The 16,527-nt window shown below is 69.0% G+C and carries 17 protein-coding genes; 8 read left to right on the forward strand and 9 right to left on the reverse strand.

Translation table 11 applies throughout. The features are described from left to right. Positions 1-7 precede the first annotated feature (7 nt). Complete coding sequence (ntrC, locus tag WG903_RS10180; RefSeq protein ID WP_340074893.1) at positions 8-1,477, forward strand: nitrogen regulation protein NR(I); 1,470 nt, start codon at positions 8-10, stop codon at positions 1,475-1,477. A 3-nt stretch (positions 1,478-1,480) separates the two neighbouring features. On the opposite strand, the gene xth is transcribed toward ntrC, so the two are convergent. Genes xth through WG903_RS10210 form a run of 6 tightly spaced genes read right to left on the reverse strand, consistent with a single transcriptional unit; the run spans position 1,481 to position 5,977 of the window. Continuing rightward, a complete protein-coding gene (xth, locus tag WG903_RS10185) occupies positions 1,481-2,260 on the reverse strand; it encodes an exodeoxyribonuclease III (RefSeq protein WP_340074895.1) in 780 nt (259 codons plus the stop codon). Continuing rightward, positions 2,260-2,856 carry a DUF4337 domain-containing protein gene (locus WG903_RS10190; RefSeq protein ID WP_340074897.1) on the reverse strand — a complete coding sequence of 199 codons (597 nt, stop codon included), beginning with the start codon at positions 2,854-2,856 and terminating at the stop codon, positions 2,260-2,262. Before WG903_RS10190 ends, xth begins: the two co-directional genes overlap by 1 nt. 16 nt (positions 2,857-2,872) lie before the next feature. Next, the gene (locus WG903_RS10195) at positions 2,873-3,358 is read right to left on the reverse strand and encodes a dihydrofolate reductase (protein ID WP_340074899.1); all 486 of its coding nucleotides are present in this window, start codon (positions 3,356-3,358) and stop codon (positions 2,873-2,875) included. A gap of 4 nt (positions 3,359-3,362) precedes the next feature. Then, positions 3,363-4,172: a thymidylate synthase gene (locus tag WG903_RS10200; RefSeq protein ID WP_340074901.1), complete on the reverse strand. Its 810-nt coding sequence runs from the start codon at positions 4,170-4,172 to the stop codon at positions 3,363-3,365. 7 nt (positions 4,173-4,179) lie between these two features. Beyond that, positions 4,180-5,592 carry an FAD-binding oxidoreductase gene (locus WG903_RS10205; RefSeq protein WP_340074903.1) on the reverse strand — a complete coding sequence of 471 codons (1,413 nt, stop codon included), beginning with the start codon at positions 5,590-5,592 and terminating at the stop codon, positions 4,180-4,182. Then, the gene (locus WG903_RS10210) at positions 5,576-5,977 is read right to left on the reverse strand and encodes a DUF2069 domain-containing protein (RefSeq protein ID WP_340074905.1); all 402 of its coding nucleotides are present in this window, start codon (positions 5,975-5,977) and stop codon (positions 5,576-5,578) included. Before WG903_RS10210 ends, WG903_RS10205 begins: the two co-directional genes overlap by 17 nt. 24 nt (positions 5,978-6,001) lie before the next feature. Here WG903_RS10210 and WG903_RS10215 point away from each other — a divergent pair, with 24 nt between their 5' ends. Then, positions 6,002-7,204 (forward strand): YihY family inner membrane protein, encoded by a 1,203-nt coding sequence (locus WG903_RS10215; RefSeq protein ID WP_340074907.1) that lies wholly within the window; start codon positions 6,002-6,004, stop codon positions 7,202-7,204. After that, a complete protein-coding gene (locus WG903_RS10220; RefSeq protein ID WP_340074909.1) occupies positions 7,204-8,667 on the forward strand; it encodes a class I adenylate-forming enzyme family protein in 1,464 nt (487 codons plus the stop codon). The genes WG903_RS10215 and WG903_RS10220 overlap by 1 nt, the downstream gene beginning before the upstream one ends. Here WG903_RS10220 and WG903_RS10225 read toward each other — a convergent pair whose 3' ends face one another. Beyond that, entirely contained in the window at positions 8,668-9,927 is a 1,260-nt protein-coding gene (locus WG903_RS10225) for a cytochrome P450 (protein ID WP_340074911.1), read from the reverse strand. A gap of 65 nt (positions 9,928-9,992) precedes the next feature. On the opposite strand from WG903_RS10225, the gene WG903_RS10230 reads away from it, so the two are divergent. Beyond that, positions 9,993-11,243: a YbfB/YjiJ family MFS transporter gene (locus WG903_RS10230; RefSeq protein WP_340074913.1), complete on the forward strand. Its 1,251-nt coding sequence runs from the start codon at positions 9,993-9,995 to the stop codon at positions 11,241-11,243. A gap of 12 nt (positions 11,244-11,255) precedes the next feature. Here WG903_RS10230 and WG903_RS10235 read toward each other — a convergent pair whose 3' ends face one another. Next, positions 11,256-12,062, reverse strand: a complete 807-nt coding sequence (locus WG903_RS10235; protein WP_340074915.1) for an alpha/beta fold hydrolase — start codon at positions 12,060-12,062, stop codon at positions 11,256-11,258. A gap of 1 nt (position 12,063) precedes the next feature. Next, complete coding sequence (locus WG903_RS10240) at positions 12,064-13,362, reverse strand: O-acetylhomoserine aminocarboxypropyltransferase (protein ID WP_340074917.1); 1,299 nt, start codon at positions 13,360-13,362, stop codon at positions 12,064-12,066. 94 nt (positions 13,363-13,456) lie between these two features. Here WG903_RS10240 and WG903_RS10245 point away from each other — a divergent pair, with 94 nt between their 5' ends. The 4 genes from WG903_RS10245 to WG903_RS10260 all read left to right on the forward strand — a co-directional run bounded on the left by WG903_RS10245 (position 13,457) and on the right by WG903_RS10260 (position 16,501). Further along, positions 13,457-13,924 (forward strand): CBS domain-containing protein, encoded by a 468-nt coding sequence (locus tag WG903_RS10245; protein ID WP_340074919.1) that lies wholly within the window; start codon positions 13,457-13,459, stop codon positions 13,922-13,924. A gap of 30 nt (positions 13,925-13,954) precedes the next feature. Beyond that, positions 13,955-15,052 (forward strand): chorismate synthase, encoded by a 1,098-nt coding sequence (gene aroC / locus WG903_RS10250; protein WP_340074921.1) that lies wholly within the window; start codon positions 13,955-13,957, stop codon positions 15,050-15,052. Further along, positions 15,049-15,441 (forward strand): hypothetical protein, encoded by a 393-nt coding sequence (locus WG903_RS10255; RefSeq protein WP_340074923.1) that lies wholly within the window; start codon positions 15,049-15,051, stop codon positions 15,439-15,441. The genes aroC and WG903_RS10255 overlap by 4 nt, the downstream gene beginning before the upstream one ends. A gap of 67 nt (positions 15,442-15,508) precedes the next feature. Next, positions 15,509-16,501 carry an SDR family oxidoreductase gene (locus WG903_RS10260; RefSeq protein ID WP_340074925.1) on the forward strand — a complete coding sequence of 331 codons (993 nt, stop codon included), beginning with the start codon at positions 15,509-15,511 and terminating at the stop codon, positions 16,499-16,501. Positions 16,502-16,527 lie beyond the last annotated feature (26 nt).

A 16,527-nucleotide genomic window follows, 5' to 3' on the forward strand; every position in this document is an offset into this window, starting at 1 on the left:
TACCGCGTTGAAGCCGATCTGGATCGTTGACGATGACCAATCCATCCGCTTCGTGCTGGAGAAGGCGCTCATGCGCGAGGACCTGCCCTCGCGCAGCTTCACCAACGCGCGCGAGGTGCTGGCCGCGCTCGAAGCCGGCGAGGAGGGGCCGCAGGTCCTGGTGAGCGACATCCGCATGCCGGGCGGCTCAGGCCTGGACTTGCTCACGAAGGTGAAGGAAAAGCTGCCGGGCCTGCCCGTCATCATCATGACGGCGTTCTCCGACCTCGACAGCGCCGTCTCGGCCTTCCAGGGCGGCGCCTTCGAGTACCTGCCCAAGCCTTTCGATCTGCCCAAGGCGATCGAGTTGATCCGCCGCGCGGTGGAGGAAAGCCAGCGCGAGGAAGTCGCCGAACAGGCCATGGCCACTGCGCCCGAGATGCTGGGGCAGGCGCCCGCGATGCAGGACGTCTTCCGCGCCATCGGCCGTTTGTCGCAGAGCAACGTCACGGTGATGATCACGGGCGAGTCCGGCACGGGCAAGGAGCTGGTCGCTCGCGCGCTGCACAAGCACTCGCCGCGCGCGAACGGGCCGTTCGTGGCGATCAACACGGCCGCGATCCCCAAAGATCTGCTCGAGTCCGAACTCTTCGGCCACGAGCGCGGCGCATTCACGGGCGCGCAAACGATGCGCCGCGGCCGTTTCGAACAAGCCGAAGGCGGCACGCTGTTCCTGGACGAGATCGGCGACATGCCGTTCGACCTGCAGACGCGCCTGTTGCGCGTGCTGTCGGACGGCCACTTCTACCGCGTGGGCGGGCACAACGCGGTGAAGGCCAACGTGCGCGTGATCGCCGCCACCCACCAGGACCTGGAGCAGCGCGTCAAGGAAGGCAACTTCCGCGAGGACCTGTTCCACCGCCTCAACGTCATCCGCCTGCGCCTGCCGCCGCTGCGTGAGCGGCGCGAGGACATCTCGACGCTCGCGCGCCACTTCCTGCAGCAAAGCGCGAAGCAGCTGGGCGTGGAACCCAAGCGCATCTCCGACGCCGCGCTCACGCAGCTGTCCAACTTTGCCTTCCCCGGCAACGTGCGCCAGCTGGAGAACATCTGCCACTGGCTCACCGTGATGGCGCCGGCGCAATCGATCGAGCCGAAGGACCTGCCTCCGGAAGTCGTCCCGGGCAATGCCGATGCGACCCTGGCGGCGCGGCCCGCGGTGCTCGCTGCGATTGCCGCGCCCGCGGCGGATGCGCCGCCGGCCGGCAACGGCAAGTCCATGCCGGCGAGCTGGGAGGCGGGACTGGAGGCGGAGGCGCTGGAGCTGCTCCTCGCCGGCCGTCACGACGTGTGGGAAGCGCTGTCGAAGCGCTTCGAGTCGCGCCTGATCCTCACCGCGCTGGCCAACACGCGGGGCCGCCGCATCGAGGCCGCGCAGAAGCTCGGCATCGGCCGCAACACCATCACGCGCAAGATTCAGGAGCTGGGGCTGGAGTAGCCCTTACTGCAGTTCCACGGTGACGGGCGCGTGGTCGCTCGGCTTCTCCCACTTGCGCGGCGTCCGGTCGATCGTGCAGCCCTTCACACGGGGCTTCACGCCTTCGCTCACCAGGATGTGGTCGATGCGCAGGCCGCGGTTCTTCTGGTAGCCCAGCATGCGGTAGTCCCACCAGCTGTAGCTCTTCTCGGGCTGCTCGAACAAGCGGAAGCTGTCGGCCAGGCCCAGCTCGCACAGCTTGCGGAAGTGGTCGCGCTCTTCCACCGTGTGGTGGATCGTGTCCTTCAAGCCGATGGGGTCGAAGGAGTCCCGGTCCTCCGGCGCGATGTTGAAATCTCCGAGCAGCAGGAGCTTTTCGTGCCCGTCCACTTGCGTGCGCATGTAGTCACGCAGGCCGCGCAGCCACGACATCTTGTACTCGAACTTGTCGGTGCCGGGCGCCTGGCCGTTGACGAAATAGCCGTTGACCACGCGCACGTCACCGGCGGGCGAATCGACCGTGGCCGTGACCACGCGCGAATGCTCGTCGTCGTAGCCGACGATGTTCTTCACGACCGAATGAAGGGGATGCCGCGACAGGATCGCGACGCCGTTGTACGTCTTCTGCCCGAACACCGCGCAGTGCTCATAGCCCGCAGCCTTCAACGCGTCCAGCGGGAACTTGTCGTCGGTGAGCTTGAGCTCCTGCAGGCACAGCACGTCCACGGGGTTCGCGGCCGTCCAGTCCAGGACGTGCTGCAGGCGTGCGGTCAGCGAGTTGACGTTCCAGGTCGTGATCTTCATCAGACGTGGAAGACGGCGAGGGCCCCGATCGCGACGCCGATGGCGCCCATGCCGAACATGCCCCACTCCAGCCACTTCTTCTTGGTGAGCAGCGCGATGGCCGCGAGCGCGATCGCCACCTGCAGCGCCGTGGTCGCCTGGGCCCAGCGGTGGTGCAGGTGCATCTGCGCATCGCTCTGCTTGTCCCAGTCCTTGGCGTCGGCCTCGATCTTCTCGGCGTTGGCCTGGATCTCCTTCTTTTCCTTTTCGTACCGGTCGATCTTGGCCTGGTACTTTTCCTTGTCGGCGGCATTGGGCGCGAGGTCGCGCGAGACTTCCGCCAGCGACTGCTTCGTGCTCTTGGCCTGGAAGTAGTTCCACTGGTTGGACGCCTCGGTCTTCTTGATCGCGGCGTTGTTCTTGTACAGGCCGGCGTTGGCCTGCGTGGCACCGCCCATGTACGCGAAGATCGCGCCGATGGTGGCGATGACCGCGGTGAACATCGCGATCTGGTTGATCATCCCGCCGCCGGCCTCGCCGTGCGACGCCGCGTGCTGCGTGGCGTGTTCGAGCTCGTGGTCGTGCGGGCCGTGGACGTGGAAACCGTGTCCGGACATGGAACCTCCTCGGGATTCAGGCTTTGGTGTAGGTGACGAAACTGTAGTCGAAGCCGGCGGCGGAACCGTGACGCTCACGCTTCGTTTCCGCCCATTCCGGCCCGAGCGGCGGCGCGTACACGTCGCCTTCGTAATCGCGGGCGATCTCGGTGACTTCCGCCACATGCGACAGCGGCAGCGCCTGCGCGAAGATTTCCGCCCCGCCGATCACCCACACCTGCGGCTCGCCCGCGCAAAGCGCAAGGGCTTCGGGCAGGGAGGCGGCGCGTTCCGCGCCTTGCGCCTGCCACTGCGCGTTGCGCGTGACGACGATGTTGCGCCGCCCGGGCAGGGGGCGAAAGCGCGGGGGGAGCGACTCCCAGGTCTTGCGGCCCATCACGACCGGGCAGCCGAGCGTCAGCTCCTTGAAGTGCGCCAGGTCCTCGGGCAGGTGCCAGGGCAGCACGCCGCCCTTGCCGATCACGCCGTTGGCGGCGCGCGCGTAGATCACACCGAGCTTCATGGGACTAGACCGCGACGGGCGCCTTGATCGCCGGATGGCACTGGTACTCGAGCACCTCGAAGTCCTCGTACTCGTACTCGAAGATCGAGGGCGGCTTGCGCTTGATGTTCAGCATCGGGTAGGGGTAGGGCGCGCGCGACAGCTGCAGCTCCACCTGCTCGTGGTGGTTGCTGTAGATGTGGCAGTCGCCGCCCGTCCACACGAAGTCGCCCACGGCCAGGTCGCACTGCTGCGCCGTCATGTGCGTGAGCAGCGCGTAGCTGGCGATGTTGAACGGCACGCCCAGGAAGATGTCGGCGCTGCGCTGGTACAGCTGGCAGGAAAGCTTGCCGTCGGCCACATAGAACTGGAAGAAGGCGTGGCAGGGCGCCAGCGCCATCTTCGGGATGTCGGACACGTTCCACGCGCTCACGATGATGCGGCGCGAATCGGGGTTCTTCCTGATGGTCTCGATGGCTTGGGCGATCTGGTCGATGTGCCCGCCATCCGGCGTGGGCCAGCTGCGCCACTGCACGCCGTAGACCGGGCCCAGGTCGCCGTCCTCGCGTGCCCATTCGTCCCAGATCGTCACGCCGCGCTCGCGCAGCCAGTTGTTGTCGCTGGAGCCCTTGAGGAACCACAGCAGCTCGTAGATGATCGACTTGAGGTGGACCTTCTTGGTCGTGACGAGCGGGAAGCCCTCGGCCAGGTCGAAGCGCATCTGGTAGCCGAAGACACTGCGCGTGCCGGTGCCGGTGCGGTCCGTCTTGGGGGTGCCATGCGTGTACACATGGCGCATGAAGTCTTCGTACTGGCTGCGGACCGGGCGCGTCATGGCGGAATTATGTGCGAACGACGCGGCCGGGGTTCATCAGGTTCTTGGGGTCCAGCGCCTTCTTGATGGCCCGCATCATCGCGAGCGCCGCCGGGTCCTTGTACTTGGGCAGCTTGTCCACCTTCAGGCTGCCGATGCCGTGTTCGGCGCTGATCGAGCCGCCCGAGCGCTGGACGGAGTCGTGCACGATGGCATTGACCTTCTCTTCCCAATCGCGCAGGAAGGCCGGCGGGTCGCCGCCTTCGGGCGCCTGCACGTTGTAGTGCAGGTTGCCGTCGCCCAGGTGGCCGAAGTTCACCAGCCGCACGCCGGGGATGGCCTGCCGCAGCAGGTCGTCCGTTTCGCGGCAGAACGCCGGGATGCGCGAGACGGGCACCGAGATGTCGTGCTTGATGTTCAGGCCCTCTTCGGCCTGCGCCAGCGGGATGCTCTCGCGGATGTGCCAGAGCTGGTGCGCCTGCGTGAGGTTCTCGGCGACCACGGCGTCCGTCACGCAGCCTTCCTCCATCGCCGTCTCCAGCAGCCGCTCGAACTGCACGCGCGCATGCAGCTCGGATTCATGGTCGGAGTTCTCCAGCAGCACGCAGAAGGGCGATTGCTCGTGGAACGGCACGCGCATCTGCGGGAAGTGCTTCGCCACCAGCGACAGGGCGAAGGAGCCCATCATCTCGAAACCCGTCAGGCCAGCCCCGAGTTCGCGGTGGGCCATGCCGAGCAGCCGCACGGCTTCTTCTACGCTGGGCACCGCCGCCCACGCCGTGAGCGTGGCCGCGGGGAGGGGATACAGCTTGAGGGTAGCGGCGGTGATCACCCCCAGCGTGCCTTCGCTGCCGATGAACAGGTCGCGCAGGTCGTACCCGGTGTTGTCCTTGCGCAGGCCCGCCAGGCCGTTCCACACGTCGCCCTGCGCGTTGACGACTTCGAGCCCCAGGCACAGCTCACGCGCGTTGCCGTAGCGCACGACCTGCGTGCCCCCAGCATTCGTCGCGAGGTTGCCGCCGATGGTGCAGCTGCCCTCGGCGGCCAGGCTCAGGGGAAAGAGGAATCCGGCCTTCTCCGCCGCGTCCTGCACGGCCTGCAGCACGCACCCCGCCTCCACGGTCATCGTGAGGTTGCCGGCGTCGACGCCGCGGATCGCGTTCATGCGCGTGAGGCTCAGGACGACCTGCGTGCCGCTTTCGTCGGGCGTCGCGCCCACCACCATGCCCGTGTTGCCGCCCTGCGGGACGAGGCTCGTTCCCGCTTCGACGCACGCACGCACCACGGCCGCGACCTCCTGCGTGGACCCCGGCCGCACGACCGCCAGCGCCTTGCCGCGCATGCGCTTGCGCCAGTCCTGCTCCCAGGCGGACAGGTCGCCCTCGGTGATCACGTGCTGCGCGCCGACGATGGCGCGCAGGCGCTCAAGCAATGGGTTCATGGCGGGACTTCAGGCGAAGCCGCACGTGCAGCGCACAGGCGGTGAAAAGGACGAGGGTCAGCGCGATCTCCAGCAGCGCCAGCAGCGCCGAGATGCCGGTTTCGCTCCAGGCGCGCACCACGCCCTCGGCGAAATACAGCCACACCAGCAGGCTCAGCCAGCGGTAGGTGTACATGCGCCGCCGCAGCAAGCCGGCGAGGGGGATGCACAGCGGCAGCGCCTTGACGGCGGCCAGCACCGGGGAGCCGCCGGGCCGGATCGGCGCGATCCACATTTCCCAGCCGACGCTCAGGGCGATGAGCGCGAGCAGCGCCAGCACCGCGCTCCAGCGCGTGGCTTCGACGGGAAGCGGCGCACCGGCCGGAGGGGACGAAAGGGACTGCATGGGCTTTTGGCATCATAGCGATCGATGCAGCCCCGCGAGTTCCTCGATCACGCCAAGAGTTTCCCGTGGGCTTCCACGGGCCGCACGCTGCTGGAGCGCTTCCGCGAGGACCGCCTCGGCCTGCAGGCCAGCAGCCTCACGTTCACGACGACGATGGCGCTGGTGCCCTTCTTCACCGTCGCGCTCGCGGTGTTCACGGCGTTCCCCATGTTCAGCAAGCTGCAGACGGCGCTGCAGGCCTGGCTGGTGCAAAGCGTGATCCCGGACGCCATCGCCCGGCAGGTGCTGGGCTACCTGACCCAGTTCGCGGCCAAGGCCAGCCGCCTCGGCGTCGTCGGCGTGGCTGCTCTGTTCTTCACGGCCATTGCGCTCGTGCTGACCATCGACCGCACGCTCAACGGCATCTGGCGCGTCAAGCGCCAGCGCCCCATCGGCCAGCGCGTGCTGATGTACTGGGCCGTGATGACGCTGGCGCCGCTGGTGCTGGGCGCCTCGCTCAGCATGTCGTCGTCGGTCATCGCCGCGTCGCGCGGCTTCGTCGGCGGCATGCCGGGCGCGCTGCAGGTGCTGTTCGACATCATCGAGTTCTTCCTGTTCGTCGTGGGGCTCACGGCGCTGTACCGCTACGTGCCGCACACGCACGTGCAGACCAAGCACGCGCTCGCGGGCGGGCTCTTCGCGGCGACGGGCATCGAGGTCGCGCGGCGGCTGCTCGCGTTCTACCTGGGCAAGGTGCCCACCTATTCGCTGATCTACGGCGCCTTCGCCACCTTGCCGATCCTGCTGCTGTGGATCTACATCGCCTGGCTGATCGTGCTGTGGGGCGCGGTGATTGCGGCCTACATGCCCAGCCTGCTCGCGCACCAGCGCCGCCCGGGCACGGCGGCGGGCTGGCGCTTCGAGCTGGCGCTCGACACCTTGCGGGCGCTCGCCGCCGTGCGCGACAAGCCCGCGAAAGGGCTGTCGGCGCACGAACTCACCAGCCAGCTGCAGGTGGACGCGCTGCAGCTCGAACCGGTGCTGGAAACGCTCGTCGCGCTCGACTGGATCGGCACGGTCAACGAGGTGCAGGACGCGACGAGCTCGCGCTACGTGCTGCTCGCCAACCCCGCCGACACGCCGGTGGCGCCGCTGGCCGAGCGCCTGCTGCTCGCGCGCACCGACGCGACTAAGCGCTTCTGGGAGCGCATCGCCACCCCCGCGGTCCCCTTGAAGGACGTCCTCTGATGAACATCCCCGGCCGGCCCATCCCGACGACCTTCGAATACGTCGAGGCCCTTGCGCTGCGCGAGCCCCGGCGCCTGGCCCTCGTGCAGGACCACCAGAGCTGGACCTACCAGGCGCTTCATTCGGACCTGGTGCGCCTCGTGCGCGTGCTGCACTCGCTCGGCGTCAAGCGCGGCGACCGCGTGGCGGTGGGGACGCAAGGCCTGCAGGCCGGCCTGGCGCTGCTCATCGCGGCGGAGAACCTGGGCGCCGTCACCACCTGCTTCCTGCCCGAGAAGGACCCCGACGCGCAGGCCGTGTTCGGCCTCGTCGACTGGGTGTTCAGCGACCTCCCGCAAAGCCCGCCGGCGACGGTGCGCAACGTGCTCCTCGATGCCGCGTTCGTCGCGCGCCTGCAGGCAGTGGCCGCGGACGACCCGACGCCGCTGCCGCGCGTGGCGCTGGCGCTGGACGAGCCCCAGCGCATCTCGCGCACCTCGGGCTCGTCGGGCCGGTCCAAGTTCATGCTGCTCAAGCGCCAGGCGCAGGAGCATTGGGTGCGCACCGGCGCGGAAAACGGGGGCTACCGGCCCGAATCGCGGCTGCTCGTGGCGGGCCCGCTGGTGATGAACGCGATCTTCGCACGTGCCAGCGCCTGCCTGCGCATGGGCGCGGCGGTGCTGGACCTGAGCCGCTCGGGGCTGGCCGGGCACGAGATCACGCACATCCTCGCGCTGCCCGCGTTGCTGGAGGAGGTGCTCAAGTCGCTGCCGGCCGGCTATGCGCCGCGCAACCGCGTCGAGGTGCAATCCATCGGCGGCTTCGTGCCGCCGCACCTGCGCGAGAAGGCCACGCGCGTGTTCGGCGGGCGTCTCTCCAGCCGCTACGGCGCCAACGAAACGACGGGCATCTGCGACGACCTCGACGCCGATGGCGTGGGCGTGGTGAGCCCCGGCGTCGACTTGCGCATCCTCGACGAGCAGGGGCGCGAGCTGCCGCTGGGCCGGCTCGGCGTGATCGCCGTGCGCACGCCGGGCATGGTCGAGGGCTACATCGGCGACGAGGAGGCGACGAGGCAGGCCTTCCGCGACGGCTGGTTCGTGTCGGGCGACTGGGGCACGCTGGTCGCGCCGCGCATGCTGCGGCTGGCGGGCCGCTACGACGACCTGCTGGTCGTCGGCGGCCTGAAGGTGCCCGCGAACGAAGTCGAAACGCAGGCTCGCGACATGGCGGGCGCCACGGATTGCGCGGCCTTCGCCGTGAACCTGGAGGGCGGCGACATCACGCTGGGCATCGCCCTCGTCGTGCCGCCGTCCACGGACCGCGCGGCGGCCCGAGCCCGGATCGAGAAGGGCCTGCAGGTGGGCGCGTCCACCAACGCGCGCATCCTGTTCCTCGACGCCATCCCGCGCATGGGCAACGGCAAGATCGACCGCGTGGCCCTGCACCGCCTGTTCGAATCGCCGCCCGCCGGCAGCCTCTGATCAGGCGACCGCGAAGGGCGCGCGCAGGAAGCCGCGGAAGCGCGCCCGGCCGCCGCGCGTGGGCGATTGCGTGAGGCGATAGGCCGGGAAGCGCGCGAGGAAGCGCGCGATCGCGATGCGGCCTTCGAGCCGCGCGAGGCTCAAGCCCGCGCATTGGTGGATGCCGAACCCGAATGCCAGGTGCCGGTTGTTGGCCCGCCCGAGATCGAGCGTGTCGGGGTTCGCGAACTGCGCGGGGTCGCGGTTCGCGGCGCCTATGCACAGCGTGACGAGCGCGCCTTCGGGCAGCGCCGTGCCGCCCACTGCGCAGGCCTGCAGCGCACGGCGGTTGCCCAGCTGGTTGGACGACTCGAAGCGTAAGAACTCGTCGACGGCGGTGGCCATGAACGCCTCCTGCGCACCCGGGTCATTCGCGGTGGCCCGCACTTGGGCGAGCAGCTTCTCCTTCTCGCCCGGCCATTCCTCGAGCGCCACGAGCGCATTGCCGATCAGGTTGGTCGTCGTCTCGTGCCCCGCGTTCAGGATGAACACGCAGTTCTGCAGCAGCTCGCTCTCGTTCAATTGCTCGCCCGCACCTTCGCCTTGGATCAGGCGCGTGAGCACGTCGTGCTCGGGGTCGCCGGGACTCTTGCGACGGTCGGCCACGAGCTCGCGCAGGTACGCGGTGAACTCGCGCACGCTGCGGTTGCCCAGCTCTTCCTGCTCCGCCGTGAGCCTGGGCTCCAGCGCGCCGAGGATCGCCAGCGACCAGCCGCGCAGCGGCCCGCGGTCGGCGTGCGGAACGCCCAGCAGGTTGCCGATGATTTCCACGGGAATGGCCGAGGCGAAGTCCTCGACCAGGTCGCCGCCACCGCGTTCGGCGATGCGGTCCAGCAGCGAGTCCACCAGCTTCACCAGGCCCGGCTCCATGTCGGCGATGGCGCGGCGCGTGAGCGCACCCATGATCAACTTGCGCACGCGTGTGTGCAGCGGCGGGTCGTTGAACACCAGGCTGGTGGTGTGGTGCTCCAGCAGCGCCGAGCCCGCGCCGTACTTCGGCGTGAACTCCACCTTCTTGTCGGAGCTGAAAGCCTGCGCGTCGCGGTACACCGCCACCAGGTCGGCGTAGCGCGTGAGGAAGTAGGAACCGTCGGGCAGTCGCTTGACCGGCTCGGTCTCGCGCAGCCGCGCGTAGACGGGGAAGGGGTTCGCGTAGAAGTCGGCGGGCAGGGCGCGCAGGTCCAGACACGCCGCAATTTCGCGCGCGCGTTCAGGAGACATCGCGGGGGTGGTAACGAGTGTGCCGCTCATGGCGCTGCCGGGAGGCGCGGTGATAATGCCCGCGATTGTCCCCCGATGCCATCCCGCCGCGGCCGGCTGCGCGACCCCTCCCGCTCGACCTGATTTTGTGGGGTGCGATCGGCATCGCCCTCAACGTCGGCCTGGCGCGCTTCACGTATGGCGTCATGTTGCCCTCGATCCGGCGCGACCTCTCCCTGGAGTACCTCGGCAGCGGGAACCTCAATGCGGTGCACCTGGCGGGCTACCTGGTGGGCACCCTGGTCGCGCCGCGCATCAACGCCGGCACCGGTCCGGCGACGCTCGCCAAGTGGGCTCACTTTCTCGTCGCCGCGGCGGCACTCGTCTGCGCGGTGGCGCCGGCATCGCCCGTCGCGGGGCCGCTGGTACTGGGAGTCGGGCGGTTCGCGACCGGCCTGGGTGCGGGTGCGGGCATCGTTGCGATCCTGGTGATCGTGTTCGGCGCCGTCGCGCCCGAGCGGCGTCCGCAAGCCAGTGCGGCCGTCTGGGCGGGGATGGGCGTGGCGATCGTCGCGAGCGGTCTCCTGGTGCCCTTCCTCCTCGGGCCCGCGATCGGTTGGCGCTGCGCCTTTGTCTTCTCGGCCCTCCTTGCATTGGCAGTGGCTATCGGCTTTCCGCCGCGGCAGGCGCCAGTGCCCGCCGCCTTGCCTGAAGCCGACGACGCGAGTGAGTTCGCCGCGCGGCGTGTCTGGACGGCCGAATGGATCTGCCTGCTGGGCGCTTACCTGCTCTTCGGTGTTGCATACGTGGCGTACGCGACTTTCGCCGGCGCGCGCCTGGCGGCTATGAATGCGGGGCACGCCGTGGTCGCCGTGACATGGATCGGCTTCGGTGTCGCTTCCGTCTTCGGCGCGGGCCTGGCGGCGATGGTGATCGGCTCCCCGCGCCTGAAGCAGCACGCCTTGTTCGTTGCGCTCGCGACGGCAGCCGCGGGAGCGCTGGTGGCAGCGGCGGACTCGGCCGGCGCGGCGATCGCCGGTGCGTTGCTGGTCGGCCTGGGGCTCGCGGCCACGCCGAGCATCATCACGGCCAACGCGCGCGACCGATGCACGGCGGGCCAATACCCGCGGGCGTTCAGCTACGCGACCGCCGCCCTGGGGATCGGCCAGCTGGTGGGGCCCGTCGCGGGCGGCGCACTCGCGGACCGGTTCGGCACGATCGCGATCCCCTTGCTGGCTGCGGGCGCGTATGCGGTTGCCGCGCTGCTCGCGACTGCCGATGCGCGGGTCGCGCGCCGGGTCAAGCTCGCTGCTGCCGCGCGCAGCCCCGCGGGCTAGCCGGCCTTGCCGTCACGGCGCGAGGAAGTCCTTCATCGCGGCCAGGACTTCGTCGGGCGCCTCGGTCATCATCTGGTGCCCGCCGTGGACAACGACCGTGCGCGCATTGCGCGCGCGCTCCTGCAGGCTGCGCGCCATCTTCGGCAGCGTCATCGAGTCGCGCTCGCCCAGGATGAAGAGGGTGGGGCACTGGACTCTGGCGATCGCCTCCTCCCCGCCCGTGTAGGCGTCGCAGGCCTGGAAGCCGCGATGGAACAGGTTGACGCGGGGGTTGCTCGCGAGCACTCGGCGCTTGAGCGCCCGGCTGGCTCCCGGCAGCCAGGTGCCCGGCCCCAGCGCGGAGGGCGGCGGCGCCAGCGTGGAGTGCGAGAACACGTTGTCGATCTCGATGGCCTTGAGCGGGTCGTCGCGCGACGTGTTCAGCAGCAGCGGCGAAACCTTCATCGGGTAGGCCGTGCCGACCATGACCAGCTTGCGCGCGAGCCGCGGATGGTGGGCGGCCACCTCCATCGCAACCAGCGAGCCGAAGCTGTGGCCCACGATCACCGCCTCCTTCACGCCGGCCGCGTCCAGCAGCGCGACGACGAACGCGGCCGCTTCCTGGACCGTCGAAGGCGGCTCGCCGTCGCTGCGGCAGTGGCCCGGCAGGTCCGGCGCCAGCACGCTGAAGCCGTGGTGGGCGAAATGGCGGGTCTGCAGGATCCACACGCTGTGGTCATTCAGAACGCCGTGGACGAACACCACGGCGGGCTTCGCCGCGTCGAAGGCCTTGCCGCCGGTGTAGCAGTAGGTCCTGGCGCCGTTGACGACGAGTTCCATGTCAGGCCGCCTTTTCCGCCGCCTTGAGCGCGCGCTTGAGGTCTTCGATGAGGTCGTCGGGGTCCTCGAGCCCGATCGACAGGCGAATGGTGCCCGCGCTGATGCCGGCAGCCGCGAGTGCTTCGTCGGTCATCCGGAAATGCGTGGTGCTGGCGGGATGGATGACGAGCGACCTGCAATCGCCGACGTTCGCGAGGTGGCTGAACACCTTGAGCGTCTCGATGAACGTCTTGCCTTGCTCGCGGCTTCCCTTCATGTCGAAGCTGAAGACCGAGCCCGCGCCGCGCGGCAGCAGCTTCTTCGCCAGCGCATGGCTCGGGTGAGTCTCCAGCATGGGGTGCCCCACCTTGGCGACGAAGGGGTGCGAAGCGAGGAATTCGACGACCCGGGCCGTATTGCTCATGTGCCTCGCCATCCTCAGCGGCAGCGTCTCGATGCCTTGCAGGATCAGCCACGCGGTGTGCGGGCTCATGCATGCACCGAAGTCGCGCAAGCCCTCACGGCGCGCGCGCAGCAGGAAGGCCCCGACGGTCGACTCCTCCGAAAAAACCATGCCGTGGAAGCCGTCGTAAGGGGCCGTGAGTTCCATGAAGCGTCCCGACGCTTCCCAGTCGAAGTGGCCGCCGTCGACCACCACGCCGCCGATCACGGTGCCGTGGCCCGAGAGGAACTTGGTGGCGGAGTGGTAGACGAGGTCCGCGCCCAGCGCCAGCGGCTGCATCAGGTAAGGAGTGGTGAAAGTCGAATCCACCAGCAGCGGCACCTTCGCCTCGTGCGCGATCTGCGCCACCGCCGGCAGGTCCAGCACGTCCAGACCGGGATTGCCCACCGTCTCGCCGAACAGGAGCCGCGTGTTCGGCCGGATCGCCGCGCGCCAGGCGTCGAGGTCGCCGGGCTTCACGAAGGTGGTCTCGATGCCGAAACGCCGCATCGTGTAGTGCAGCAGGTTCTGCGAGCCGCCGTACAGCGCCGTGCTGGCCACGATATGCGAGCCCGCGCCCATGATCGTCGCGATCGCCAGGTGCAAGGCGGCCTGCCCGCTGGCTGTGGCGATCGCGCCGATGCCGTTTTCCAGGGCGGCAATGCGTTGCTCGAACACAGCCGTGGTCGGGTTGCTGATGCGCGAGTAGACGTGCCCCGAGCGCTCGAGGTTGAAGAGGGCGGCGGCGTGGTCGCTCGACTCGAAGACGAACGAGGTCGTGAGGTGGATCGGGACGGCGCGCGCACCGGTGGTCGGGTCGGGGGCCGCGCCGGCATGCAGGGCCAGGGTGTCGAAGCCGGGGTCGGAGTAGCCGGGCACGTGTGTCTCCTCTTGGCAATAGCGTCGTGGTGCCGGGATCGATTGTGGGCTATATTGCCCTTCAGGACCCCATGGGCATCCGGGAGCCAGCCTCATGAAAGTCAGCGACATCCTCCGCGTCAAGGGCAACACGCTCTACACAGCCACGCCCGACGAACCGCTGGCGCACGCCGTGCAGGTCATGGCGGACAAGGACATCGGCTCGCTCGTGGTCATGGACCATGGCGACCTGGTCGGCATGCTCACCTTCCGCGAAGTGATCGTGGCGATCGTGCGCAACGGCGGCACGGTCGGCGCCACCACGGTCCGCGCCGCGATGGACGACCACCCCGTCACCTGCACCTCCGAGACCGAGCTCGACGAGATCCGCCGCATGATGCTCGAGCGCCACGCGCGCTACATGCCGGTGATGGACCGCCGCATGCTCATGGGCGTGATCAGCTTCTACGACGTCGCCAAGGCGGTGGTGGAAAGCCAGAACTTCGAGAACCGGATGCTCAAGGCCTACATCCGCGATTGGCCGGCGGGCGAAGAGCCGCAAGAGAACAACGCGCAGCTCTGAGCGGCCCTGGGCGTCGGGGATAATCCCCGCATGAGCGGCAGCACCTTCGGCAAACTCTTTGCCGTCACCAACTTCGGCGAATCGCACGGCCCGGCCATCGGCTGCGTGATCGACGGCTGCCCGCCGGGCATGCCGCTCGCGGAAGCCGACATCCAGCCGGACCTGGACCGCCGCCGCCCCGGCACCAGCCGCCACGTGACGCAGCGCCAGGAGCCCGACCAGGTCGAGATCCTCTCCGGCGTGTACGAAGGCAAGACCACCGGCACGCCGATCTGCCTGTTGATCCGCAACGTCGACCAGCGCAGCAAGGACTATTCCGAGATCGCGCAGACCTTCCGGCCCGGCCACGCCGACTACACCTACCTGCAGAAGTACGGCCTGCGCGACCCGCGCGGCGGCGGCCGCGCCTCCGCGCGCCTGACCGCGCCCATGGTCGCCGCGGGCGCGGTGGCCAAGAAGTGGCTGGCGCAGAAGTACGGCACGCAGTTCCGCGGCTGCATGCAGCAGATCGGCGAAATCGCGATTCCCTTCGAGAGCTGGGACCACGTGCCGAACAACCCGTTCTTCGCGCCGGTGGCCGACGTATCGCAGCTCGAGGCCTACATGGACAGCCTGCGCAAGGCCGGCGATTCCGTGGGCGCGCGCATCCGCGCGATGGCCACCAACGTGCCGGCCGGGCTCGGCGAGCCGCTGTTCGACCGGCTCGACGCCGACATCGCCTACGCGATGATGGGCATCAATGCGGTGAAGGGCGTGGAGGTCGGCGCGGGCTTCGCGAGCGTCACGCAGCGCGGCACCACGCACGGCGATTCGCCCACCCCGCAGGGCTTCCGCACCAACAACGCCGGCGGTGTGCTGGGCGGCATCAGCAGCGGGCAGGACCTGGAAGTGTCCATCGCCATCAAGCCCACGAGCTCGATCATCTCGCCGCGCGAGAGCGTGGACATGCAGGGCAAGCCCGTCGAGGTCGTCACCAAGGGCCGCCACGACCCCTGCGTCGGCATCCGCGCCACGCCCATCGCCGAGGCGATGCTCGCGCTGGTCGTCATGGACCATGCGCTGCGCCAGCGCGCGCAAAACGGCGACGTCGTGCCGCCCCTGAAAGCGATCCCGGGTTCGATCCGGTGAAGGCCAGCCCGCTTTCGGACCTCAGCGCACCGGCCAAGTCGGTCCTCGTCTTCGGCGTGTACCTCCTGCTTCTCGGGGCGCTGCTCGTGGTGGCGCCCAACGTCGTGCTGGGCCTGTTCGGCATCCCGCCCGCCACCGAGGTGTGGATCCGCGTGGTCGGCATGCTCGTGCTGGTCCTGGGTGCGTACTACGCGCTGGCGGCCATCGCCGAGGTACGGGCCTTCATGCGGTGGACGGTGCCCATCCGGCTGTGCGTGCTGCTCTTCTTTGCGGCCTTCGTCGTCACGGGGCTCGCCCCTCGCGTGCTCATCCTGTTCGGGCTCGTCGATGTGGCCGGCGCTGCCTGGACGGCATGGGCGCTCAGGCGCGCCGCGGCCCAGGACCTTTAGCCGCCTGCCTACACCGCCGCCGCGCGCGGCGCGGGATAGTCCTTCGCATCGAGACGAAGGAGCAACCATGGCAGACAAACCCGCGGCCCGCGAGACGGCCGAGAAGCAGCGCCAGATCCAGCGCGAGCAGGACGCGAAGGACGAACGGAAGAAACAGGCCGGCGAGAAGGACGACAAGCCCGACAAGGCCGTGCAGGCGGGTACGCGCAAGCAGCCCGAACCGCCGCTGGAGGAGCCGCACCACGCCAAGCCCGGCATCGAAGCGTCGATGACGATCAAGCCGCGCTTCGACGCCCCCGACTACAAGGGCAGCGGCAAGCTCGAAGGCAAGGTGGCGATCATCACGGGCGGCGACTCGGGCATCGGCCGTTCGGTCGCCGTGCTGTTCGCGCGCGAGGGCGCCGACGTCGCGGTCGTGTACCTCAGCTCGCACGAAGACGCCGGGGAGACGAAGCGCTGGGTCGAGAAGGAGGGCCGCCGGTGCGTGCTGATCCCCGGCGACGTGAAGGACTCGAAGTTCTGCAAGGAAGCCGTGGAGCGGACCGTGAAGGACCTTGGGGGCCTCGACATCCTGGTGAACAACGCCGCCTTCCAGGAGCACGCCGAGTCGCTCGCGGACATCACCGACGAGCGCCTGGAAGAGACCTTCCGCACCAACATCTTCGGCTACTTCTACATGGCGCGTGCCGCGCTGCCGCACCTCAAGCCCGGCGCGAGCATCATCAACACGAGCTCGGTCGTCTCGCTGCGCGGCAGCGCCGAACTGCTGGATTACTCGTCGACCAAGGGCGCGATCAACGGCTTCACGCTGTCGCTCGCCGAGAACCTCATCGAGAAGGGCATCCGCGTGAACGCCGTGGCGCCCGGCCCGGTGTGGACGCCGCTCAATCCCGCGGACCGCGACGCCGATTCCATCAAGGACTTCGGCAAGAAGACGGTGTTCAAGCGCCCCGCGCAACCGGAGGAGCTTGCGCCGGCGTACGTGTTCCTCGCGGCCCCGGTGTGTTCCAGCTACATCACCGGCACCATCCTGCCGGTGACGGGGCAGATCGGCACGTAGGCGGCGCCGCGGCAAACCGGTATAAA

Source organism: Ramlibacter sp. PS4R-6 (assembly GCF_037572775.1).
In the GTDB taxonomy this organism is placed as follows: Bacteria; Pseudomonadota; Gammaproteobacteria; order Burkholderiales; family Burkholderiaceae_C; genus Ramlibacter.